This window comes from Allochromatium humboldtianum (assembly GCF_013385175.1).
GTDB lineage: Bacteria > Pseudomonadota > Gammaproteobacteria > Chromatiales > Chromatiaceae > Thermochromatium > Thermochromatium humboldtianum.
The window spans coordinates 417198-440510 of record NZ_JABZEO010000002.1; the positions used below are offsets into that span (position 1 = coordinate 417198).

General features: G+C 66.0%; 22 protein-coding genes. 8 read left to right on the forward strand and 14 right to left on the reverse strand.

Going from position 1 to position 23313, the window contains the following annotated elements; translation table 11 throughout:
* Nucleotides 1-46: 46 nt before the first annotated feature.
* The 3 genes from HW932_RS04435 (at nucleotide 47) to HW932_RS04445 (ending at nucleotide 2886) form a co-directional block, all read left to right on the forward strand.
* A complete protein-coding gene (locus HW932_RS04435; RefSeq protein WP_176975279.1) occupies nucleotides 47-1570 on the forward strand; it encodes a DUF2491 family protein in 1524 nt (507 codons plus the stop codon).
* A gap of 51 nt (nucleotides 1571-1621) precedes the next feature.
* Nucleotides 1622-2047 (forward strand): DUF350 domain-containing protein, encoded by a 426-nt coding sequence (locus HW932_RS04440; RefSeq protein WP_176975280.1) that lies wholly within the window; start codon nucleotides 1622-1624, stop codon nucleotides 2045-2047.
* A gap of 65 nt (nucleotides 2048-2112) precedes the next feature.
* On the forward strand, nucleotides 2113-2886 hold the full coding sequence (locus HW932_RS04445) for a hypothetical protein (RefSeq protein ID WP_176975281.1): 774 nt from the start codon (nucleotides 2113-2115) through the stop codon (nucleotides 2884-2886).
* A 43-nt stretch (nucleotides 2887-2929) separates the two neighbouring features.
* Here the strand turns inward: HW932_RS04445 and HW932_RS04450 are convergent, their stop codons facing one another.
* From HW932_RS04450 to ilvD, 7 genes are all read right to left on the reverse strand, one after another.
* Nucleotides 2930-4414, reverse strand: a complete 1485-nt coding sequence (locus tag HW932_RS04450) for an FAD-linked oxidase C-terminal domain-containing protein (RefSeq protein WP_176975282.1) — start codon at nucleotides 4412-4414, stop codon at nucleotides 2930-2932.
* Nucleotides 4415-4612: 198 nt separating this feature from the next.
* On the reverse strand, nucleotides 4613-4900 hold the full coding sequence (locus HW932_RS04455; protein ID WP_176975283.1) for a type II toxin-antitoxin system RelE/ParE family toxin: 288 nt from the start codon (nucleotides 4898-4900) through the stop codon (nucleotides 4613-4615).
* Nucleotides 4885-5157, reverse strand: coding sequence for a hypothetical protein (locus tag HW932_RS04460; RefSeq protein ID WP_176974927.1), 273 nt, complete (start codon nucleotides 5155-5157; stop codon nucleotides 4885-4887). The genes HW932_RS04455 and HW932_RS04460 overlap by 16 nt, the downstream gene beginning before the upstream one ends.
* 53 nt (nucleotides 5158-5210) lie before the next feature.
* Complete coding sequence (gene moaD, locus HW932_RS04465; RefSeq protein WP_176975284.1) at nucleotides 5211-5465, reverse strand: molybdopterin converting factor subunit 1; 255 nt, start codon at nucleotides 5463-5465, stop codon at nucleotides 5211-5213.
* Between the two features lie 21 nt (nucleotides 5466-5486).
* Nucleotides 5487-6740 carry a molybdopterin molybdotransferase MoeA gene (locus HW932_RS04470; RefSeq protein ID WP_425485092.1) on the reverse strand — a complete coding sequence of 418 codons (1254 nt, stop codon included), beginning with the start codon at nucleotides 6738-6740 and terminating at the stop codon, nucleotides 5487-5489.
* Nucleotides 6740-7270: a molybdenum cofactor biosynthesis protein B gene (moaB, locus tag HW932_RS04475; protein ID WP_176975286.1), complete on the reverse strand. Its 531-nt coding sequence runs from the start codon at nucleotides 7268-7270 to the stop codon at nucleotides 6740-6742. The genes HW932_RS04470 and moaB overlap by 1 nt, the downstream gene beginning before the upstream one ends.
* A 48-nt stretch (nucleotides 7271-7318) precedes the next feature.
* Nucleotides 7319-9166, reverse strand: coding sequence for a dihydroxy-acid dehydratase (ilvD, locus tag HW932_RS04480; protein ID WP_176975287.1), 1848 nt, complete (start codon nucleotides 9164-9166; stop codon nucleotides 7319-7321).
* A gap of 174 nt (nucleotides 9167-9340) precedes the next feature.
* Here ilvD and HW932_RS04485 point away from each other — a divergent pair, with 174 nt between their 5' ends.
* A complete protein-coding gene (locus tag HW932_RS04485) occupies nucleotides 9341-9967 on the forward strand; it encodes a hypothetical protein (protein ID WP_176975288.1) in 627 nt (208 codons plus the stop codon).
* 30 nt (nucleotides 9968-9997) lie between these two features.
* Complete coding sequence (locus HW932_RS04490; protein ID WP_176975289.1) at nucleotides 9998-10561, forward strand: NUDIX hydrolase; 564 nt, start codon at nucleotides 9998-10000, stop codon at nucleotides 10559-10561.
* Nucleotides 10562-10634: 73 nt separating this feature from the next.
* On the opposite strand, the gene argF is transcribed toward HW932_RS04490, so the two are convergent.
* From argF to HW932_RS04505, 3 genes are all read right to left on the reverse strand, one after another.
* Entirely contained in the window at nucleotides 10635-11555 is a 921-nt protein-coding gene (argF, locus tag HW932_RS04495) for an ornithine carbamoyltransferase (protein ID WP_176975290.1), read from the reverse strand.
* Nucleotides 11556-11582: 27 nt separating this feature from the next.
* The gene (locus HW932_RS04500) at nucleotides 11583-12761 is read right to left on the reverse strand and encodes an aspartate aminotransferase family protein (protein WP_176975291.1); all 1179 of its coding nucleotides are present in this window, start codon (nucleotides 12759-12761) and stop codon (nucleotides 11583-11585) included.
* A gap of 149 nt (nucleotides 12762-12910) precedes the next feature.
* Nucleotides 12911-13492 (reverse strand): superoxide dismutase, encoded by a 582-nt coding sequence (locus HW932_RS04505; RefSeq protein ID WP_176975292.1) that lies wholly within the window; start codon nucleotides 13490-13492, stop codon nucleotides 12911-12913.
* Between the two features lie 212 nt (nucleotides 13493-13704).
* On the opposite strand from HW932_RS04505, the gene HW932_RS04510 reads away from it, so the two are divergent.
* Both HW932_RS04510 and grxD read left to right on the forward strand, forming a co-directional pair.
* Nucleotides 13705-15480 carry an N-acetylglutaminylglutamine amidotransferase gene (locus HW932_RS04510; protein ID WP_176975293.1) on the forward strand — a complete coding sequence of 592 codons (1776 nt, stop codon included), beginning with the start codon at nucleotides 13705-13707 and terminating at the stop codon, nucleotides 15478-15480.
* A gap of 90 nt (nucleotides 15481-15570) precedes the next feature.
* Nucleotides 15571-15900, forward strand: coding sequence for a Grx4 family monothiol glutaredoxin (grxD, locus tag HW932_RS04515; RefSeq protein ID WP_281358179.1), 330 nt, complete (start codon nucleotides 15571-15573; stop codon nucleotides 15898-15900).
* Between the two features lie 4 nt (nucleotides 15901-15904).
* Here the strand turns inward: grxD and rnt are convergent, their stop codons facing one another.
* Nucleotides 15905-16585 (reverse strand): ribonuclease T, encoded by a 681-nt coding sequence (rnt, locus tag HW932_RS04520; RefSeq protein WP_176975295.1) that lies wholly within the window; start codon nucleotides 16583-16585, stop codon nucleotides 15905-15907.
* Between the two features lie 124 nt (nucleotides 16586-16709).
* Between rnt and HW932_RS04525 the strand changes: the two genes are divergently transcribed.
* Nucleotides 16710-17456, forward strand: a complete 747-nt coding sequence (locus tag HW932_RS04525) for an MlaA family lipoprotein (RefSeq protein WP_176975356.1) — start codon at nucleotides 16710-16712, stop codon at nucleotides 17454-17456.
* 70 nt (nucleotides 17457-17526) lie between these two features.
* Here HW932_RS04525 and pyrC read toward each other — a convergent pair whose 3' ends face one another.
* The 3 genes from pyrC to HW932_RS04540 are packed head-to-tail and all read right to left on the reverse strand — an operon-like array spanning nucleotide 17527 to nucleotide 23307.
* Complete coding sequence (pyrC, locus tag HW932_RS04530; RefSeq protein WP_176975296.1) at nucleotides 17527-18567, reverse strand: dihydroorotase; 1041 nt, start codon at nucleotides 18565-18567, stop codon at nucleotides 17527-17529.
* Between the two features lie 3 nt (nucleotides 18568-18570).
* Nucleotides 18571-20172 carry a phosphoenolpyruvate carboxykinase (ATP) gene (gene pckA / locus HW932_RS04535; RefSeq protein WP_176975297.1) on the reverse strand — a complete coding sequence of 534 codons (1602 nt, stop codon included), beginning with the start codon at nucleotides 20170-20172 and terminating at the stop codon, nucleotides 18571-18573.
* A gap of 54 nt (nucleotides 20173-20226) precedes the next feature.
* Entirely contained in the window at nucleotides 20227-23307 is a 3081-nt protein-coding gene (locus HW932_RS04540) for an efflux RND transporter permease subunit (protein ID WP_176975298.1), read from the reverse strand.
* Nucleotides 23308-23313 lie beyond the last annotated feature (6 nt).

A 23313-nucleotide genomic window follows, 5' to 3' on the forward strand; every position in this document is an offset into this window, starting at 1 on the left:
TGTCTGCACTCGAATCGCCAACCGATCGCTCCAAGACTCGATGACGATGCCACGCCTGACTCCGACGCTCGGCCTGACACTCTTCCTGAGCCTGACCATCGGGCTGCTGAGCCCGCTCGATGCCTGGGCCAAGAAGAGCCGCTCCAGCGGCGGCTACTCGCGTCCGTCATCGAGTCTGAGCCAGCGCACGCCATCGACACGCCCGAGCCGTGCTGCACGTACCCCGTCGGTCAGCGGCGGCTACAGCCGTCCGCGCAGTACCTCGTCCTCGATCACGACCAGTCCGGCCACGCGCGGCAGCGCCAGCGATCAGGCGCTCTCGCGACAGGGTTCCCAGCGTGCACTCGACGACTTCCGCCGTCAGCGCGAACCCGAGGCGCCGGCGATCGAAACGATCTGGAATCGTCCCTCGACCTCGACGACGCCGAGCGCACCGCGTCGGCCCTCGACCCGTGATCCGAACCTCGGTAGCACCTCCTGGTCTCGCGGTACGTCCTATGTCCCAGGAGCGCGCTATTCGGTTCCTGCCAGGAGATTGGCGAACTCCTCACCCAGCTTTGGTCCCTGGAGCGCGGTGTTGCTCTGGGGGCTGCTCGAAACCCTGTCGCGGCCCGGACATGCTGAGTTCTTCTACCATCACGCCGAGGATCCCGGTTATCGTCAGTGGCGCGCCGAGGCCGAGCAACAGGCACGCGAGGATCCCGAGCTGGCGCGTCAGTTGTCCGAACTCGACACCCGGCTGGCGTCGATGTCCGGAATGCCGCGCGATCCGAATTATCCGGCGCCGAGCGTCGAACCCGAAACGTCCGGTTTTCCCTTCGGGGCGTTGCTGACGGCGCTGTTTCTGTTACTCATCGGCGGCGTGCTCGTCATCGTGCTCTGGCGGCGCTTCTTCGGCGATGTCGGCCAGCGTCGCTCGGCGGCGAATCGCAAGTCCGGCGCTCGGACCGCCTCCTATCGTGCCGACTGGTTTCGGGTCGGCATGACGCTGCCGGTCGATCCGTCGCTGTTCATCCTGGCCGAGCCGTTCACCAAACTCCAGGCGCCGCGCGCCGCGACCGGCAGCGGCTTGGTCTCGGTCGAGCGTCTGGGAGAGGTGAAGGGGCCGGGCACGACCTGGTATCGGCTCTATGTCTCGGGTGGCGATGCCTTCTTCCAGGTGCATCTGGACGCGCGCGGTCAGCCGGACGAGTGTCGCTATTTCTCGCGGCTCGATGAAGTCGTGCCGGCCGACGCGGACGAATGGGGCGTCTGGCTCGATCGCGACGAGGGGCTGATCGGCTGGCCCGAGTTCCAGACCCAGGACGGTCTGCTCTATGGGCGTCTCTGGTCGCCCGGTCAGGCGCGCCTCGAACCCTATGCGCTCCGCGAGACCCTGGATGCTGCCGGCGGCGCAGAGATCGAGCCGAGCCGACAACAGGCGATGCTCTATGCGCGCGCCACCGACGCCCAGCCGCCCGCGCCGACGACCGAATATCTGCTGGTGGCCGCCAACGAACAGGGCGATAGCGCCTGGGTGTCGCTGCATGTCGGCATCGACATCCCCGTCGCCGGCCTGAATCTGAGCTGACCGCCACGCTCGTACCGAACCGCTTGCCTGCAACATCCTGGAGTCCCTACCGTGACCGAGACGCTCGATATCCTATGGCAGACGCTCAACAGTGGACTGCCGATCCTGTTGCTGCATTTCCTCACCACGCTGGCGCTGCTGGTGGTGGGTATTGGCGGCTATGCCCTGATCACGCCCTATCATGAGCGCGACCTGATCCGGCAGGGCAACGCCGCCGCCGGTCTGACGCTTGGCGGCGCCTGGGTGGCGCTGGCCATCCCGCTGGCCGCGACACTGGCCACCAGCGGCGTCTGGCTCGACATCCTGCTGTGGGGCAGCGTGGCGGTGCTGATCCAGTTGCTGACCTTCGGGGTCTTCGTGCTGCTGTTCCGCGATCTGCGCGCGGCGATCGAATCGGGCAATGTCGCTGCGGCGGCCTTACTGGTCGGTGTGCAGGTGGCGGTTGCGCTGCTGAACGCCGGCGCCATGGCCGGTTGAGCGAACCCCGACCCCTGTCTTTCCATACTCGAACATCTGATCTGAATCATCAGGAGCGAACATCCATGTTCAATTTCATCCGTCACTTCGCCGGGGTCAAGGCCGATCAGGCCGTCCAGAGTGGTATCGAGGCTCTGGTGCGCTGGGATCCCAAGGGCGCGACCGAGGCCGAGCTACGCGCCATGGAGGAGCATCTCGACGAGCTGGGGCTGGAGGTCGCTCAGGCGCGCGCGGTCTATGAGCGTGAGAAGCAGGAGGCCGACGCCATCCAAAAGCTGCTCGATCAGCGCATGGCCGCCGCCGAGATGCTGCAAGGTCAGATCGCCGCCGAAGCCGACCCAAGCCGCCGCGCGGCACTCGAACAGAGTCTGCATACCCTGCTCGACATGCTCGAACAGATGGCGCCCGATGTGGAACGCGAAGCGAGCGAGGCGCGCGATGCCCAGGAGTTCCTGGCGATGCTGGAACAGACCTACAACGAGGCGGGTTCCAAGCTCAAGGAGGCGCGGCGTCAGTTGGAACGTGCCGAGCGCGACATGCGCCGTGCCGAACAGCAGCGCGAGCAGGCCGAGCGTCAGGCCGAGGTGGCGCGCCGCGCGGCTGGACTCAGCGGCACCACCAACAGTCTGAACGTGGCCCTCAAGGCGATGAACGAGGCCGCCGCGCGCGATCTGGCCCAGGCCGAGGCGGCGAGCCTGAAGGCCAAGCTGCTCGCACCCACGCGCCCCGAGCAGGACGATCCCAATATCGCCGCGGCTCTGGCGGCCGCCGGCGGCAAGGGGCCGGCTCCGCAGTCGGCCAGTGACCGTCTGGCGCGATTAAAGGCGCGTCACGGCTGACGGGCGGCTGTTGCGTGGGTTGCGTGGTTGGTGAGCGCTTCGCTCAAGCATGTGAACAGCCCGGCGTCGGCAACTGCCGATATTCCGAACAGCGTCTGGGAGTCGGTACGCCCTTGCCCGGATTGAGCAGACCGAGCGGGTCGAAGGCCTCCTTGACGGCGTGGAACTGGCGCAGTTCCTCGGGCGTGAACTGGACGCACATCTGATTGATCTTCTCGATGCCCACGCCATGCTCGCCGGTGATGGTGCCGCCGACCTCGACGCACAGCTCCAGCAGACGTCCGCCCAGTTCCTCGGTGCGCTGAAGCTCGCCGGGCTGGTTGGCGTCGAACAGGATCAGCGGGTGCAGGTTGCCGTCGCCGGCATGGAAGACGTTGGCCACGCGCAGTCCGTACTCCTGGGACAGCTCGGCGGTGCGCCGGAGTACCTCGGGCAGGGCGCGGCGCGGGATGGTGCCGTCCATGCAGTAGTAGTCGGGTGAGATCCGCCCGACGGCGGGGAAGGCCGCTTTGCGCCCCTGCCAGAAGCGCAGCCGCTCGGCTTCGTTCTGCGAGGTGCGGACTTCGGTCGCACCGCTGTCGAGCAGCAGGGTGCGTACCTGCATGACCTGCTCGGAGACCTCCTGGTTGGTGCCGTCGAGTTCGCAGAGCAGGATGGCCGCCGCCTCGGTCGGATAGCCGGCGTGAACGAAGTCCTCGGCGGCCTGGATCGCCGGGCCGTCCATCATCTCCAGACCGGCCGGAATGATGCCGGCGGCGATGATGTCGCCGACGGCGCGTCCGGCGCGCTCCACGTCATCGAAGGCGGCCAGCAACGCCTGGGCGCGCTCCGGGATCGGCAGCAGCTTGACCCGCGCCTCGACCATGACCCCGAGCATCCCCTCCGAGCCGACGAAGAGCGCGAGCAGGTCGTAACCGGCTGAGTCGAGCGCCGCCGAGCCGAGTTCGATCAGCTCGCCCTCCAGTGTGACGAAGGTGACGGACAGCACGTTGTGGACCGTGAGTCCGTACTTGAGACAGTGCACGCCGCCCGAGTTCTCGGCCACGTTGCCGCCGATGGTGCAAGCGATCTGGCTCGATGGGTCGGGGGCATAGTAGAGCCCATGCGGGCGCGCGGTCTCGCTGATGGCAAGATTGCGCACGCCGGGCTGGACGCGCGCGGTGCGTCCGATCGGGTCGAGTTCCAGGATTTGGTTGAAGCGCGCCAGACTGAGCAGGAGTCCGTCGGGCAGGGGCAGGGCGCCGCCCGAGAGTCCGGTTCCGGCCCCGCGCGCCACCACTGGGATCCGGCGCTCGTGACAGAGGCGCAGGATGCGCTGGACTTCGGCGACCGTGCGCGGCAGCACCACCAGCAGCGGCAGTTGGCGATAGGCCGAGAGGCCGTCGCACTCGTATGGGCGGACTTCTTCCTCGCGCTCCAGCAGCGAATCGTCCGGCAGGAAGGCGCGCAGCTCGGCGACCAGTGCCGCGCGCTTGCCCCTGAGATCCGGGTCGTCGAAGGCCACTCGGGTGGGTTGGATCAGGCTCATCAGCCGCCTCTGTCAGATATCGAGTCTTGCACGATCAATGCGGGCACTGACTTCGGGTCGCAAGTCCCAATGCCGTCATGGACTGGAATCTGAGCGCTTTCGCCGTGGTGGCGCCGGGCCTGGAGCGGTTGGTGTGGCGGGCGCTGTGAATCATGGTGCGCGCGGAGTCGGAACGGGAATCCGCAACGGTCCGGCGGCTCAAGCCTCGGTCGCGCGTGCTCCGATCACGACGCCGAGGATATGCACGTCATCGCCTTGTGGCTCGTAGAGCACGCGCAATCCCTGGATGCTGTAGTCGCGCATCCCTTCGCTTTGAGCCGGCGCGCGTCGCTGATCGAGCGTGGGGCGGGCGAGCAGGCGCTCGGCGCCCTGAAAGACGTGCTCGACCAGCCGCCGAGCCTGGATGGCCGAATCACGGGCAACGATGGCAGCGATGGCCTCGATGTCGTCGAGCGCCGCGCGCGACCAGATCAGCTCTCCAGCCATCGGTCCAGCCGCTGCTTGGCTTCGTTGTTGAGATAACCGCGTCCCTGGGCGATGTCCTCGCGTCCGCGCTCGGCCTTCTCCATCACATAGAGGTGATACTGGATGTCCTCCAGGGTGCAGTCGTCGGGCAGTTGGCGAAGCAGTTCGGTCACGGCCTGCTTGGCGTTGCGCGTGGCTGGAGTCCGCGCCGTCGTTGCCGCGGCGGTCAGAGGCGTGGGAGCGCGAACACCAAGGCGAACGTCGTCGGGAATGTCCATGTCAAAGAACCCCAGGGTTTCGAGTCTTGAAGCGTATGAATCAGTCAGCCGTTTCAGCCGCCCGTGACCGGTGGGAAGAAGGCGACCTCCTGTCCGTCCAGGATCAGCGTCTCGGGGCGTGCCAGTTCCTGTTCGACGGCCGCCAGCACGGTTTCCAAACCGCCGAGCGCTTCGGCCCAGACGCCGCCGCGTGCGCACAGATGCCGGCGCAGCGCGGCGACAGTCGCGGTATCCGTCGACCAGTCGAGCTGTTCTTCGCTGGTGTCGAGCCGTTCGCGCAGACGGGCGAAATAGCGTATCCGAATCATCGCGCCCTCCGAATCCCCAGATCAGTGCAACAGCTCGCCGAACGGCAGGAACTCGACCGGATCGCCGCGCTCGACGACCCGCCCCGGCTGGAGCTGCACCAGACCATCGGCCCAGGCGACAGAGGACAGCACCGCCGATGAGCGGCTGGGATAGACCGCGACCTCCAGCTCGCCATCGGCACCGCGTTCCAGACGTGCGCGCTGGAATTCGAGCCGCTTGTCCGGGCGCAGCCAGTCGAAACCGGCGCGGATCCGGAGCGGACGCACATCCAGCTCGCCCGCCACACCCTGCATCCGTCGGATCAGCGGTCGCGCGAACAGCGCGGCGGTGACGAACAGCGACACCGGATTGCCGGGACAGCCGAGTAGTGGCGTGCCCTGGACCTCACCGAAGGCGAGCGGCTTGCCGGGACGGATCTTCACCTGATGGAGTTCGAGTCGACCGAGTCGCTCGACGGCAGGCTTGATGTGATCCTCCTCGCCGACCGAGACCCCGCCGCTGGCGATGATCAGATCCGCCTCGCGTGCGCCGCGTGCCATGGCCGCGACGGTCGATTCGAGATCGTCTGCGACGATGCCGAGATCCACCACCTCACAGCCCCAGGTCTGCAACAGTCCCATGAGCATGAAACGGTTGGAGTTGTAGATCTGGCTAGGCCCCAGCGGTTCGCCGGGCAACGCCAGCTCGTCGCCGCTGGAGAGCATCGCCACGCGCAGACGACGACGCACCACCAGTCGAGCCACGCCGACCGACGCCGCCAGACCCAGATGCGCCGGCGTCAACCGCGTGCCGGCCGCGATCACCTCGGCGCCGGTACGAATGTCTTCGCCCGTGCGGCGGACGTTGGCGCCGGCCTTGACGTCGAGCGGAATCCGCACCTGTCCGTCGGACGCTTCGCACACCTCCTGCACGACCACTGTATCCGCTCCCTCGGGCATGGGCGCGCCGGTGAAGATCCGTGCCGCCGTGCCGGGTGCCAGCGGTTCACCAACCGCACCGGCCGGGATGCGCTGAGCGACCGGCAGCCGACCCTCGTGCGCGGCCAGATCGGCGTGCCGGATGGCATACCCGTCCATGGCGCTGTTGTCCCAGCCGGGCACGTCGAGGGTGCTCATGACCGGCTCGGCCAGCACACGCCCGAGCGCCGCCTCGAGCCCCAGGGTCTCGGTGCCGTCGATGGGCGAGACGCGCGCCGTCAGAAAGGCGACGGCCTCGTCCCTGGTCAGGGTCTTGCCGCCGGCCGCAACCGGCGCACAGTCGTTGGATCGATCCATCATCGTTCCAATAAACGCGGAATGAGTTGAGCGAAATTGCAGGGCCGGGTGCGGATGTCGAGTTGCGGCTGGAGGATGCGCTCCCAAGCCGTGCGACAGGCCCCGGTCGAGCCGGGCAGACAGAAGACGAAGGTACCGTTGGCCAGCCCGCCGAGCGCCCGCGACTGGAGCGTCGAGGCGCCGATCTCCTCGAACGAGACCTGCCGGAACAGCTCGCCGAAGCCCTCGACCTGCTTGTCGAGCAGGGGTGCGATGGCCTCGGGCGTGCTGTCGCGTCCGGTCACGCCGGTGCCGCCCGTACTCAGGATCACCTCGATCTCGGGATCGGCGATCCAGCGCGAGAAGACCGCGCGCAACAGGTAGACGTCGTCGCGGACGATCTCTCGCGCGACGACCGCGTGTCCAGCCGCCTCGGCGCGCTCACGCAGCAACTGGCCGGAGGTGTCGCGGGACTCGTCCCGACTGTCCGAGACGGTCAGGATCGCCAATCGCAGCGGACGGAATGGCTGCTCGGTGAAATGCGCGCTCATGAGTGAGTTCCCCCTGATAGCGGAGAGTGTCCCGGATGGCCGTCAACCTCAACGCAGCTGGCTGATGTCGCGCACCGCGCCATTGGCCGCACTGGTGGTCATGGCGGCATAGGCTTTGAGCGCGCTCGACACCACGCGCTGACGCGACACCGGCTGCCAGGCATTCGCCCCCTTGGCCTCCATCGCCTGACGGCGCGCCGCGATCTGCTCATCACTGACCGCAAGATGGATGCGCCGATTGGGAATGTCGATCTCGATGCGGTCGCCTTCCTCGACCAGACCGATGAGCCCGCCCTCGGCCGCTTCCGGCGAGACATGGCCGATGGACAGTCCCGAGGTGCCGCCCGAGAACCGCCCGTCGGTGATGAGCGCACAGACCTTGCCCAGCCCCTTGGACTTGAGATAGCTGGTCGGGTAGAGCATTTCCTGCATTCCCGGACCGCCCTTGGGGCCTTCATAGCGGATGACGACGATGTCGCCGGGCTGGATGCGGTCGGTCAGGATCGCGGAGACGGCGTCTTCCTGGCTCTCGAAGATCCGAGCCGGGCCGCTGAAGCTCAGGATCTCGGCATCGACGCCGGCGGTCTTGACGATACAGCCGTCCTCGGCCAGATTGCCGAACAGCACCGCCAGACCGCCATCCTGGCTGTAGGCATGTTCGCGATCGCGGATACAGCCGGCGGCACGGTCCAGATCCAGCTCGGGCCACTGGGCGTCCTGGCTGAAGGCGACCTGAGTCGGGATGCCGCCGGGCGCGGCGCGGAAACGCGCGTGCGCTTCGCTGTCCTGACTGCGTCCGATGTCCCAGCGCGCCAGTGCCTCGCCCAGGGTCGGGCTGTGCACGGTACAGGTGTCGGTATGGAGCAGTCCGGCGCGCTCCAGCTCGCCGAGAATTGAGAGCACGCCACCGGCGCGATGCACGTCCTCCATGTGGTACTTCTGCGTGGCCGGAGCGACCTTGCACAGATTCGGTACCTTGCGGCTCAGACGGTCGATGTCGGTCATGGTGAACGCGACCTCGGCCTCACGCGCGGCGGCCAGCAGATGCAGCACGGTGTTGGTCGAGCCACCCATGGCGATGTCGAGACTCATGGCGTTCTCGAAGGCGGCGAAGTCGGCGATTGAACGCGGCAGTACGCGGTCATCATCCTGTTCATAGTAGCGGCGCGCCAGCTCCACGATCAGCCGTCCGGCTTCGAGGAACAACTCGCGGCGCTTGGCATGGGTGGCCAGCAGGGAACCGTTGCCCGGCAGACTCAGACCCAGCGCCTCGGTCAGACAGTTCATCGAATTGGCGGTGAACATGCCCGAGCAGGAGCCGCAGGTCGGACAGGCCGAGCGCTCGATCCGGTCGACGTCGGCATCACTCTCGTTGGGATTGGCGGCGGCGATCATGGCGTCGACCAGATCCAGATGCACCTCGCCCCCGGCGCGTTGCACCTTGCCCGCCTCCATCGGCCCGCCCGAGACGAACACCGCCGGGATGTTCAGGCGCAGCGCGGCCATCAGCATGCCGGGCGTGATCTTGTCGCAGTTGGAGATGCAGACCATGGCATCGGCGCAATGGGCGTTGACCATGTACTCGACCGAGTCGGCGATGATCTCGCGCGAGGGCAGGGAGTAGAGCATCCCGTTGTGGCCCATGGCGATGCCGTCGTCGATGGCGATGGTGTTGAATTCCTTGGCCACGCCGCCGGCGGCCTCGATCTCGCGCGCAACCAGCTGGCCCAGATCCTTCAGATGCACATGACCGGGGACGAACTGGGTGAAGGAGTTGACGACGGCGATGATGGGTTTGTCGAAATCGGCGTCGGTCATGCCGGTGGCGCGCCACAGGGCGCGCGCGCCGGCCATGTTGCGGCCATGGGTGCTGGTTCTGGAGCGATACTGGGGCATGAGCTTAGATGACCTCGGGACTGATCGAAGTCGCTCAGTATATCGCCGCCAGCCGCAATCCTTGAACACTTTGGGTCCGTGATCATTGCCAGGACTTGACAGTTTTTGAGTCGGCCAAGGTAATATCCCGTTCGAGGCGCGCGACACGCCCCGCCAAGAGCCGAGTCCATTCGCATGACCCCAAAGATCTCGCTGCGCACCTATACCTTCATCGACTCGCTGCAACCGCAGTTGGCCGCCTATATCGCCACGGTCTCCCAGGGGTTTCTGCCGGTTCCCGGCGATGCCTGCCTGTGGCTCGAGGTCTCGCCCGGCATGGCCGTGCATCGCCTCACCGACGCGGCCCTCAAGTCCACTCGGGTGCATCTGGCCCAGCAGGTGGTGGAGCGCGCCTACGGCTCCATGGTCATCCACCAGCGCGACCAGAGTGATGTCATCGAGGCCGGTCGCCTCATCCTCAACAGCATGCAGGCCAAGCAGGACGACCGCCAACCCTGCCGGGTTCAGTGGTCGGAGATCATCCGCGGCATGACCCCGGACCACACCGTCCTGATCAACCGCCAGGAACGACGCGGCTCCATGATCCTGCCGGGCCAGAGCATGTTCATCCTGGAAACCGAGCCGGCCGGCTATATCACCTATGCCGCCAATCAGGCCGAGAAGGCGGCCAGTATCACCCTGGTCGACGTCAAGGCCATCGGCGCCTTTGGCCGTCTGACCCTGGCCGGCAGTGAGACCAACATCGACGAGGCCGCCGCTGCCGCCATCGCCGCCGTGGCCAGTCCGCGCGGCACGCATTAGGCGCGCGGAGAGTCAGGGGGATCGAGGAACATGCACCGCAATGAATTGCTGAGTCTGCTGGAGGCCTACGACACCCAGATCATGACCGAGGCCGGCTATCTCGAACGCACCAAGGACTTCGTGCGCGCCCACGAAGACTGCTTCCATTCGGAACTGCTGCCCGGTCATGTCACAGGTTCCGCCTGGGTGGTGAACCCGGATCGTGACCTCGTGCTGATGCTGCATCACAAGAAGCATTCACAGTGGTTCCAGCCCGGCGGCCACGCCGACTGCGACGCCGACATCCGCCGTGTCGCCCTGCGCGAGACCCACGAAGAGACCGGCATCGCGCCCGAGCAGATCCGCCTGCTCAGCGAGGGCATCTTCGATCTCGACATCCACACCATTCCCGCCAGCGAACATGGGCCGCGCCATGTCCACTACGATGTGCGTTTTCTGATCGAGATCGACGACCATCTGCCCATCCCAGGCAACGACGAGTCACACGATGTCATCTGGGTTCCGCTGCATCTGGTGCCGCGCTACAACAACAACCTTTCCACCCATCGCATGGTGGACAAGACCCGCCGGCTGAAGAATCCGCATCGTCAGTAGGCGTGAGCGCCGGCTCCCATGCCGCTACGCCACAGGATCTCGATCGTGCGTGGCGCCGGCCGACAGTCAGTTTTCAGTGCGGGATCAGGAATTCGAGCAGCGCCTTCTGGGCATGGAGCCGGTTCTCGGCTTCGTCCCAGACCACCGAGCGCGGGCCGTCGATGACCGAGGCGGCGACTTCCTCGCCGCGATGCGCCGGCAGACAGTGCATGAAGAGGACGTCGCTGCTGGCCTGATCCATGATGGCATCCGTGACCTGATAGCTGGCGAACGCCGCCTGACGCCGCTCCTGCTCCTCTTCCTGACCCATGCTGGCCCAGACGTCGGTGGCGATCAGATGTGCGCCCTCGGCGGCCTCGCGCGGGTCGCGCAGGATCGTGCAGCGGTCGCCGCAGGCCGCCAGCAGGTCGGCGTCCGGATCGAATCCCTCGGGACAGGCCACGCGCAGCTCGAAGTCGAACAGTTGCGCCGCTTCCATGAAGGAATGGCACATGTTGTTGCCGTCGCCGATCCAGACCACGCGCTTGCCCTGGATGTCGCCGCGATGCTCGTGGAAGGTCTGGAGATCGGCGAGCATCTGGCAGGGATGACAGCGGTCGGTCAGACCATTGATCACTGGGACGCGCGAGTGGGCAGCGAACACTTCCACCGTCTTCTGCTCGAAGGTGCGGATCATGACCGCATCGACCATGCGCGAGATGACCCGCGCGCTGTCCTCGATCGGCTCACCCCGCCCGAGCTGGGTGTCGCGTGGCGAGAGGAAGAGCGCATGACCGCCGAGCTGGACCATGCCGGCCTCGAAGGAGACACGGGTGCGGGTCGATGACTTCTCGAAGATCATCGCCAGGGTGCGGCCGGCGAGCGGCTTGAAGTCCTGACCGGCGGCACGCATCCGCTTGAGTTCGGTGGCACGCGCAATCAGCGCTCGGGCCTCGTCCAGGCTCAGATCGAGCAATGAGAGGAAGTGCCGGCAGTCTGTCTGTTGGGTGGCCATCGGAGGATGTCTCTCGCGGGTTCGTCTTCAGGCGTCGCCCAAAAAGCCTTGGATGAGTCCGGTGAGGGTGGCGACCAGTTCATCGATCTGGGCGCGGTCGATGATCAGCGGCGGCAGCAGCCGGATCACCCGCTCGGCGGTGACGTTGATCAGGAGTCCGGCGTCGAGCGCCCGACCGACGAGTTCGCCGCAGGGACGGTCGAGCTCGATCCCGACCATGAGGCCGCGTCCACGGATCTCGACCAGGCCTTGAGTCTCGCCCAGTGCCGCACGCAGCGAATCGAGCAGATAGGCGCCTTGGGCGGCGGCGTTCTCGGTCAGGTTCTCGTCGATCAGGGTCTCCAGCACCGCGCGCCCAACGCGACAGGCGAGCGGATTGCCGCCGAAGGTCGAGCCGTGCGAGCCGGGCGAGAACACCTCGGCCGCCGCGCCGCGCGCCAGACAGGCGCCGATCGGCATCCCGTTGCCCAGCCCCTTGGCGAGCGTGACCACATCCGGCTGGATGCCCGCGTGCTGGAAGGCGAACAGCCGCCCGGTGCGGCCCATGCCGGTCTGGATCTCGTCGAGCATCAGCAGCCAGCCCGAGCGGTCGCAGATCTCGCGCAGCCGGACCAGATAGTCGTCGGACGGAAGCCGGATGCCGCCTTCGCCCTGGATCGGTTCGATCAGGATCGCAACGATGTTGGGCCGGTTGGCGGCTGCCGTTTCGATGGCGTCCAGATCGTCATAGGGCACGCGCACGAAGCCCTGGACCAGCGGCTCGAAACCGGCCTGGACCTTGCGGTTGCCGGTGGCCGAGAGCGTGGCCAGGGTGCGGCCGTGGAAACTGTGCTCGGCAACCAGGATCGCCGGGTTCTCGATGCCGCGCCGATGGGCATGGAGCCGGGCCAGCTTGATCGCCGCTTCGTTGGCCTCTGCGCCCGAATTGGCGAAGAAGACGCGATCCATCCCGGCCTGCTCGGTCAGGAGCGCGCCCAGGCGTTCCTGCTCGGCGACGCCGTAGAGGTTGGAGGTATGGATCAGCCGCCCGGCCTGCTCGCACAATGCGTCGCGCACGGCCGGATGGGCGTGTCCCAGTCCGCACACGGCGATCCCGGACAGCGCATCCAGATAGCGCGTGCCGTTGGTGTCCCAGAGCCAGACGCCCTCACCCCGGTCGAAGGTGACGGGCAGGCGATTGTAGGTGGCCATCAAGGGTTCGCTCATGGCGCAAAGACCCCGATCGAGCTTTCAGAATGAAAATAAAAAAGGCGGTTACCCCGCATGGGAAACCGCCTCTGTGTATAAGGCGAAGTGGGCGAATATAACGCGATATTTACATGCTTGACAAGGATCGCCGTATCGATTCGCGTGGTTCAGCCGCCATAATTGGCGGCGACGAACTCCCAGTTCACCTTGTCCCAGATGCTTTCGAGATACTTGGGACGGGCGTTGCGATAGTCGATGTAGTAGGCGTGTTCCCAGACGTCGACGGTCAGGAGTGCGGTCTTGCCCGAGGTCATGGGCGTGCCGGCGTTGGAGGTGTTGAAGATCTCGATCGAGCCGTCGGCGTTCTTGACCAGCCAGGTCCAGCCCGAGCCGAAGTTGGTGGCGGCCGACTGGGCGAACTGCTTCTTGAATTCATCGAAGGAACCGAACTTGGCGTCGATCGCCGCCGCCAGCGCGCCGCTCGGGGCGCCGCCGCCGTTGGGGCTGAGACAGTTCCAGTAGAAAGTATGGTTCCAGACCTGAGCGGCGTTGTTGAAGAGTCCGCCCGAGGACTTCAGGACGATGTCCTCCAGGCTCATGTCGGCGAACTCGGTGTCCTTGATCAGGTTGTTGAGATTGGTGACATAGGTCTGATGATGCTTGCCGTAGTGGTACTCGATGGTCTCGGCCGAGATCACCGGCTCCAGGGCGTTCTTCTCATAGGGCAGGGCGGGCAGTTCGTGCGTCATGATCGTCGGGTCTCCTGCGTTTTAGCGTGGGATCTTGGGTTTGGAGGGCTGAGCCGGACCGTTCGCGTGAACGGCATCAGCGACACGGCCATCCATGATGAATGCACCGTCACCATGCGGTCGACTCGCCGTTTTTACAACCATCCCCCGTCGGCGATTCAGCTATCCTCTTGGCGATAGTCATCTGATCACTTGGCGGGAGAAGATCTGAAATGTGCGGTATCTGTGGCGAGCTGCGGCTCGATGGTGCGCCGGCCGATCTGGACGCGATCGGGCACATGATGGCCGAATTGACGCGGCGCGGCCCGGATCATGGCGGTAGTTACAGCGACGGGGCGCTGGCCTTCGGACATCGGCGGCTGGCGATCATCGATCTGTCGGTGCGCTCCAATCAGCCGATGGTCGATGCCGAGCTGGGGCTGGCGCTGGTCTTCAACGGCACCATCTACAACTACCGTGCGCTGCGGCGCGAACTGGAGTCGAAGGGCTATCGCTTCTTCTCCGAGGGCGACAGCGAGGTCATCCTCAAGGCCTGGCACGCCTGGGGGACCGGTTGCGTCGAGCGGCTGCACGGCATGTTCGCCTTCGCCGTCTGGGACGCCGGCCGGCGTTCGCTGTTCCTGGCGCGCGACCGCTTCGGCATCAAACCGCTCTACTGGTCGGAGCAGGGGCGCGTGCTGCGTTTCGCCTCGAATCCACAGGCCCTGCTGGCCGCCGGCGGCGTGGATACGCGCATCGATCCAGTTGCGCTGCACAATCTCTTCACGCTCCATGCCGTGGTCCCGGCACCGCGCACTATCCTCCAGGGTGTGCGCAAGCTGGCGCCCGGACACTGGCGGCTGATTGAGGCCGATGGGCGTCAGACCGAGCGCGCCTATTGGCGTCTGACAGCCCAACGTCCCGCTTCGCCGCTGTCCGAGGGCGAATGGCTGGAGTCCATCCACGCCGCCCTGCGTCACGCGGTCAAGATCCGTAGCGAGGTTGCGGATGTCCCGGTCGGGGTGCTGCTCTCGGGCGGGCTGGACTCCAGTCTGCTGGTGGCCCTGCTCGCCGAGGCCGGAGTCGCGGATCTGCGCACCTTCTCAGTCGGTTTCGAGGACACGCCCGAGGAGGCCGGTAGCGAATTCGAATACTCGGATCTGGTCGTCGAGCGCTACGGCACGCGGCACCATAAATTCCTGGTTCCCAACGACCAGGTGCTGACCCGGCTGCCCGAGGCGATCGGCGCCATGGCCGAGCCGATGTTCGGTCAGGATGCGGTGGCCTTCTATCTGCTCGCCGAACAGGTCTCGCGCGAGATCAAGGTCGTGCAGTCGGGGCAGGGCGCCGACGAGGTGTTCGGCGGCTATTTCTGGTATCCGCGCATGATGGCCGAGACGACTGGCTCACCGCTGGAACGCTTCGCCAAGCATTATTTCGATCGCGATCACGACGAGTATCTACGGATGATCGGGGCGTCCTACGCCGGTGAGGATCATACTTCGGCCCTGATCGCCGAGCGTCTGGCCGAGCCGGACGCCGACACCTTCCTGGATGCCGTGCTGCGGCTGGATGTGACCACCCTCATCGTCGACGACCCGGTCAAACGTGTCGACAACATGACCATGGCCTGGGGGCTGGAGGCGCGCGTGCCCTTCCTCGATCACCAGCTCGTCGAACTGGCCGCGCGCTGTCCGCCCGAACTCAAGCTGCGCGAGGGCGGCAAGTATCCCCTCAAGGCGCTCGCCCGTGGACTGCTGCCGGAGGCCGTGATCGACCGGCCCAAGGGCTACTTCCCGATGCCGGCGCTCAAATACGTGCGCGGCCCTTTCCTCGACATGATGCGCGACGTCCTGACCTCACGCGCCAGCCGCGAGCGCGGTCTCTATCGCCAGGCCTATCTCGACCAGCTCCTGGCCGCGCCCGACATGCACCACACCCGCATCCAGGGCAACAAGCTCTGGCATCTGGCGCTCCTGGAACTCTGGCTCCAGCGTCACGTCGATTGAGCCGACGCGGCGCGGGCGGATTTGAAAATGCGCCAGTCCGGCCCGATTCTGGGCCGGAGCATCATTCAACGACTATCGAGGACTCTCATGATGGATGTCTTGGAACGTATCGGCGAGCAGGTCAAGAACAACCCGGTCGTGATCTACATGAAGGGCACGCCGCAGTTTCCGCAGTGCGGCTTCTCCATGCGCGCCGCGCAGGCGCTGCAACAGTGCGAGGTGCCCTTCGCCTATGTCAACGTCCTGCAGGATCCCGAGATCTTCGAGCATCTGCCGCGTTTCGCCGACTGGCCGACCTTTCCGCAGATCTACATCGACGGCGAGCTGGTGGGCGGCTGTGACATCACGCTCGAACTGCACGCCAGCGGCGAGCTGAAGACGATGATGGAACTGGCCGTCGCCAAGGCCGACAACGCCTGAGCGATCAACCCGAAACCTGGTCCGATCCCGCCACCACCTCGGTATTGCGCTCCCAGTAACGCTCGGGGTCGAGTTCGCGCCAGCGATTGACGACCGCGCAGAACAGCCGCGCGGTCTGCTCGGCGTCATAGGCCGCTGAGTGCGCCTCGCTGTGCTTCCAGTGCAGTCCCGCGGCCCTGGAGGCCTTGGCGAGCACAGTCTGGCCGAACATCAGTCCGCCGAGCGTGACGGTGTCGAAGACGCTGAAGGCATGGAAGGGATTGCGCTTGTAGCCGGTGCGCTCGACGGCGGCCTTGATGAATCCCAGATCGAAGTGCGCATTGTGTCCGACCAGGATGGCGCGGTTGCAGCCGGTCGATTTCACCGCCTTGCGAATCGGGGTGAGGATGCGTTCGAGTGCATCGTGCTCCGAGATCGCATCACGGAAAGGGTGATGGGGATCGATGCCGTTGAAGGCCAGCGCACGCGGGTCGAGTTCCGAGCCGACGAAGGGCAGCACGTGGCAGGCGAGCGTCGGCGCGGGTTCGAGCAGACCGTCGGACCGCTGGCGGATGATGACGGCCGCGACCTCCAGCAGGGCGTGGCGCTGGGCATCGAAACCGGCGGTCTCGACGTCCACCACTACTGGCAGGAAACCGCGAAAACGCCGCGCAATGCTGTTGGGGGTGTGTTCCTGTTCTCTCATCGCCACAGCATAAGTGCGCGCGCGACGAATGCCAATGCTCTCGGTCGCAGCGAGTCTCCGACGGCGCTTCGCGCTGTGGTAGGATTCGGTCAGGTCATCGAGGAGATTCGCCGGGTATATGGGTATGGTGATGGGTCGATCATGGACGCGCGCACTGGCTTGGCTGGTGGCGCCAACGCTCTTGCTGGGGTGCGCCTCCAAGCCCGATCGCGAGGTCGATCCGCGCGATCCGCTGGAGCCTTTCAACCGGGCCACCTTCCGCTTCAACATGGATTTCGACAAGGCGTTCATGCAGCCGATCGCCAGGGGCTATCAGAAGGTGACGCCCGAGCCGGTCGATCGCGGCATCACCAACTTCTTCGACAACCTCGCCGATGTCACCTCGGCGGTGAACAACGTCCTGCAGTTCAAGATGTCGCGCGCGGGCAGTGATGTCGGGCGCATCTTCATCAACTCCACCGTCGGCGTGCTGGGCTTCATCGACGTGGCCACCAACGTCGGTCTGCCGAGCTACAAGGAGGACTTCGGGCAGACGCTGGGCTACTGGGGTCTGGAGCCGGGCGCCTATCTGGTCACGCCCTTACTCGGGCCGAGCTCCATGCGCGATGCCATCGGTATGGGGGGCGACATCGTCATGGACCCGCTGGCCAATCTCAAGAAGCATCAGGTGCACTGGGGACTGGTCGGGGTGCGCTTGATCGACCGGCGCGCGGATCTGCTGACGACGACTGAGATCGTCGAGGAGGCCTCCATCGATCTCTACAGCTTCGTCCGCGACGCCTATCTCCAGCGTCGTCAGACGCTGGTCTATGACGGCAATCCGCCAACCGACGACTCACAGCCCGACTTCTGGGACGAGGTCGAGTTCTGATCCACTCCCCGCATGACGAGTTCGCCGGCAGATCCAGTCCGGCGGCTCGTCGTCACGTGTCGGCCGAGGATCACTCGATCCGCCAGCCGATGGTCTCGCCGGCGCACATCGGAACCACCTGACTGTCTCCGAACGCATAACGCTCAGGGAGCGTCCAGGAAGCGCGGATCAGTCGGATGCGCTCCTGGTTGCGGGGCAGGCCGTAGAAATCCGGTCCATGCTGACTGGCGAAGCCTTCGAGCCGGTCGAGCGCGCCGGCCCGGTCGAAGACCTCGGCATAGGCTTCCAGCGCGGCATGAGCGCTGAAGATGCCGGCGCAGCCGCAACTGCATTCCTTGCTCCCAACGGCATGAGGCGCACTGTCGGTGCCCAGGAAGAAGCGTGGATGACCACTGGTCGCGGCTTCGACCAGCGCCAGCCGATGGCGCTCACGTTTGAGCACCGGCAGGCAGTAGAAATGTGGACGAATCCCGCCGGCCAGGATGGCATTGCGGTTGTAGAGCAGATGATGCGGCGTGATGGTCGCGGCCAGGGTCTCGGGGCCGGAACGCACGAAGTTCACGGCCTCGGCGGTGGTCACATGCTCCAGCACGATCTTGAGTCCGGGAACCTGATCGATGAGCGGGCGCAACACCCGCTCGATGAAGACCGGCTCGCGATCGAAGATGTCGACCGCCTCCTCCGTCACCTCGCCATGCACCAGGAGCGGCATCCCGACCTCGCGCATCGCCTCCAGCACCGGCTTGAGCCGGGGGATGTCGGTCACGCCGCTCTCGGAATTGGTGGTCGCCCCGGCCGGATAGAGCTTGCAGGCGACCACCACGCCGCTCGCCTTCGCGCGCGCGATCTCGTCCGGGGTGGTGCGATCGGTGAGATAGAGCGTCATCAGCGGCTCGAAGCGGCTGCTCTCAGGGAGCGCCGCCAGGATACGCTCACGGTAGGCGAGCGCCTGCTCAGTCATCACCACCGGCGGCTTGAGATTCGGCATGACGACGGCACGCGCGAACTGACGCGCGCTGAAACCCACCACATCGGCCATGGCCGCACCGTCGCGCAGATGCAGATGCCAGTCGTCCGGCCGGGTGATCTCGATCGAATCGTACTCTTGCATGACTCAGGCCGCCTTGGGTCCGGCGGCAACGATGCGCGGGTCGACCTGATCGGCGAACTTGTTGAAGTTCGCGGCGAACATGCCAGCGAGCTTGCATGCCTGGGCGTCGTAGTCGGCGCCGTTCGGCCAGGTGCTCCGGGGATCGAGGATCTCGGCCGGGACACCTGGGCAGGATTCGGGGATCTGGAGACCGAAGATCGGATCGAGCCGCATTGGCACGCCGTCGAGCCGGCCGTCGAGTACGGCGTTGACCATGGCTCGGGTGTGCGGGATCTTGATGCGCTCGCCGACCCCATAGGGACCGCCGCTCCAGCCGGTATTGATCAGCCAGACCTGGGTGCCGTGCTCAGCGAGGCGCCGGCCGAGCAGTTCGGCATAGCGTTGCGGATGCAGCGGCAAGAAGGGCGCGCCATAACAGGCGCTGAACACGGGCGAGGGTTCGGTGACGCCCTTCTCGGTGCCCGCGACCCGTGCCGTATAGCCCGAGATGAAGTGATACATGGCCTGTTCGGGCGTCAGACGCGAGATCGGCGGCAGTACGCCGAAGGCATCGCAGGTCAGAAACAGCACCACGCTCGGATGTCCGCCCATGCCGGTCTCACTGGCGTTGGGGATGGCGCTGATGTGATAGGCGCCGCGCGTGTTCTCGGTCAGCGACTCGTCGTCCAGATCGAGCCGGCGGTCTTCCGAGCGCACGGTCACGTTCTCCAGCACGGTGCCGAAGCGGCGCGTGGTGGCGTGAATCTCCGGCTCGGCGCTGGGCGAGAGCCGAATCATCTTGGCGTAGCAGCCGCCCTCGAAGTTGAAGATCCCGTTTGGGCTCCAGCCGTGCTCGTCGTCGCCGATCAGGGTGCGCGCGGCATCGGCCGAGAGCGTGGTCTTGCCGGTGCCGCTCAGGCCGAAGAAGAGTGCGGTGCGTCCGTCCGGTCCGATGTTGGCCGAGCAGTGCATCGGCAGCACGTCGCGGAAGGGCATCAGATAGTTCATCACCGTGAACAGCGACTTCTTGATCTCGCCGGCATAGCTGGTTCCGCCGATCAGCACCAGCCGCTTGGCGAAGTTGACCAGGATGAAGGTCTCCGAGCGCGTCCGGTCGAGCGAGGGGATGGCGTGGAAGCGCGGCACGTCGATCACGGTGAACTCGGGCGCCAGGGTGTCGAGTTCCTCGGGCTTGGGCTGGATGAACAGATTGCGCGCGAAGAGGCTGTGCCAGGCGTACTCGGAGATGACCCGCACCGGCATCCGATAGTCGGGATCGGCGCCGACATAGCAGTCCTGGACGTAGATCTCCTTCATCTGCAGATAGGAGGCCAGACGATGATGGAGCAGATCGAAATGAGCCTCGTCGATCGGGCGGTTGATCTCACCCCACCAGATATGGTCGCGGCTATCCGGCTCCTCGACGACGAACTTGTCGTTGGCCGAGCGCCCGGTGTGATGTCCGGTGCGCACCACCAGCGGCCCCATGTGCGAGAGCACGCCCTCGTGTGCCCGGATCGCCTGTTCGTAGAGCGCCGGTGTGGGCAGGTTCCAATGGATGGTGTCGAGGTTGTAGAGGCCGTGATTGTCGAGCGAATGCTCGGTGGGACGACCAGAGACGCGCATGGTGGGGGCTCCTTCGGATGACGGCTTCGGATGTTCGATCGATGAGATCGAAGCCTAGCACAATCGATCTCCTTTCTGTCCTGCTCTCCCCGACAGCCGCCGCACCCGCTCGATGCCATCGTCGACCAGCGTATAGACCACAGGCACCACCAGCAGGCTGAGGAAGGTCGAGGTGATGAGTCCGCCGATGACCACGATGGCCATGGGCGCCCGGAAGCTCGGGTCGGTGCCGATGCCGAGCGCGATCGGCAGCATACCGGCGCCCATGGCGAGCGTGGTCATGATGATCGGGCGCGCGCGCTTGCGACAGGCATCGAGTTGCGCCTCCCAGCGGTTCAGGCCATGCTCGCGACGCGCCAGGATGATGTAGTCGACCAGCAGGATCGAGTTCTTGGCGGCGATGCCCATCAGCATGATGAGTCCGATCATCGAGGGCATGGACAGCGTGCTGTCGGTCACGAACAGGGCGAGGAAGGCGCCGGGGATCGACAGCACCAGCGCCGCCAGGATGGTCGCCGGCTGCACGAAGTCGCGAAACAGCAGCACCAGCACCGCATAGATGCAGAGCACCCCGGTCAGCATCGCCAGACCGAAGCTGGCGAAGAGTTCGCCCATGACCTCGGCATCGCCGACCGTGGTCTGGAACACGCCCGGCGGCAGCTGGCGCAGACTCGGCAGGGCCAGCGCCTGCTTCTCCACCTCGCCCAGCGGCTGCTGATTGAGTTCGATCTCGAAGTTGACGTTGCGCAGCCGGTCGTAGCGATCGATCTCGGCCGGCCCGCTGTCGAGCGTCAGCGTGGCGATGGCGCCGATCAGCACCGGACCGTCCCGTCCGGGCACGCTCAGACTGCGCAGCAGATCGAGATCCTGGCGCGCTGCGGGCGGCAGCTTGACCACGATCGGCACCTGACGCTGGGACAGATTGAGCTTGGGCAGCGATTGGTCGTAGTCGCCGCTGGTGGCGATGCGCAGGGTCTCGGCGATGGCCGCCGAGGTCACGCCCAGTTCGGCGGCGCGGGCGAAGTCGGGCCGGACCACCAGCTCGGGCCGCACCAGACTGGCGGTGTTGGTGACGCCGCCGATGCCGGGGATGGTGCGCAGTTCGCGTTCGACCAGACGTGCGTGCTCGGCCAGTCGCTCACCGTCCTCGCTGGCCAGCACCAGGATGTACTTCTCGTTGGCCCCGGCCAGACCCACGGTGAAACGGATACCGGGGATGGCGGTCAGGGCCTCGCGCAGCTCGCGCTCGATCGACTGTTTGGTGATACCGCGACGCTCGCCGCGCTCGGTGAGACGGATGGTCAGAGTCGCCTTGCGCACTTCCTGCGCCCCGGTGCTCATGAAGGGATCGCTGCCGGCCGAACCTCCGCCAATGGTGGTATAGACAAGCCGTACCTGTGGATGACTGGCGATCAGGACGCGCGCCCGCTCGGCGGCGGCCAGGGTCTCATCGAGCGTGCTGCCGGGCGGCAGTTCCAGGCTGACCTGGGTCTGGGACATGTCGTCGGGCGGCAGGAAGCCGGTCGGCAACAGAGGTACCAGTGCAAAGGCGCCGGCGAAGAAGGCCGCCGCGCTCAGTAGCGTCAGCCAACGATGGCGCACACAGAGTCCGCTCAGCCGCACCACGATATCAAGCCAGCGTGGTCGGTCGTGGAGGCGGCGCGGCGGGTGCAGCAGATAGGCGGCCATCATCGGCGTGAGCAGGCGTGCCACCGCCAGCGAGACCAGCACCGCGATGGCCGCCGTCCAGCCGAACTGGACGAAGAACTTGCCCGCCACCCCGCTCATGAAGGCCGTCGGCAGGAACACGGCGATGAGCGTGAAGGTGGTGGCGACGACCGCCAGCCCGATCTCGTCGGCGGCCTCCATCGCGGCCTGATAGGGCGTCTTGCCCATGCGCAGATGGCGCATGATGTTCTCGATCTCGACGATGGCGTCGTCGACCAGGACGCCGATCACCAGCGACAGCGCCAGCAGGGTCACGGTGTTGAGCGTGAACCCGAGCAGATACATGGCCGCGAAGGTCGGCAGGATCGACAGTGGCAGCGCGGTGGCCGAGATCAGGGTGGCGCGCCAGTCGCGCAGGAAGGCCCAGACCACCAGCACCGCCAGTAGCGCGCCCTCCAGCAGCAGCGACATCGATCCGGTGAAGTTCTCCTCCACCGGATCGACGAAGTTGAATGACTCGACGATCTCGATGTCCGGGCGCTCGGTCTGGAGCCGCGCCAGTTCGGTCCGTACCCCCTCGGCGACCTCGATCTCGCCCGCGCCGCGACTGCGCACCACTTCGAATCCGACCACAGGGCGTCCGTCGAGCAGGGCCGCCGAGCGGCGTTCGGCGACGGTGTCGGTCACGGTTGCGACTTGACCGAGCCGGATGCGCCGCCCGTCAGACAGGCTGATGTCCATCTCGGCCAGCTCGGCGGCGGTCCGGACCGTGGCCAGGGTGCGTACAGACTGCTCGGCCCCGCCCAGATCGGCGCGGCCGCCCGAGTCCTCACGCTGGATCAGGCGCAACTGGCGCGAGATGTCGGCGGCCGTGACCCGTAGCGCAAGCAGCCGGTCCGGATCCAGCTCGACACGCACTTCGCGATCCACTCCGCCGACGCGGCTCACGGCCCCGACGCCTGGCACGCTGAGCAGACGTCGCGCCAGATCGTTGTCGACGAACCAGGACAGCGCCTCCTCGTCCAGACGCGGCGAGTCGACCGTGTAGCTCAGGATCGGCAGTCCGGTCAGGTCGATCTTGGCGACGATCGGCTCTTCCAGATCGCCGGGCAGGTCGGAGCGGATACGGGCGACGGCATCGCGCACGTCATCGACGGCCTCCTGGGTCGGTTTCTCCAGCCGGAATTCCGCGGTGATGGTCGCGGTGCCGTCCTGGACCTTGGTGTAGATGTGCTTGATGCCCTGGAGGGTGGCGACGGCGTTCTCGATCTTGCGCGCCACCTCGGTCTCCAGCAGCGCCGGCGCCGCGCCGGGCAGGCTGGCCGAGACCCGCACGCTCGGCAGGTCGATGTCCATGAACTGCTGGACCTTCATCGCCATGAACGACAGCGAGCCCATGAAGGCCAGCAGGGCGAACAGCAGGATCGCCGGGATGGGATTACGGATCGACCAGGCGGAGACGTTCATCAGCCG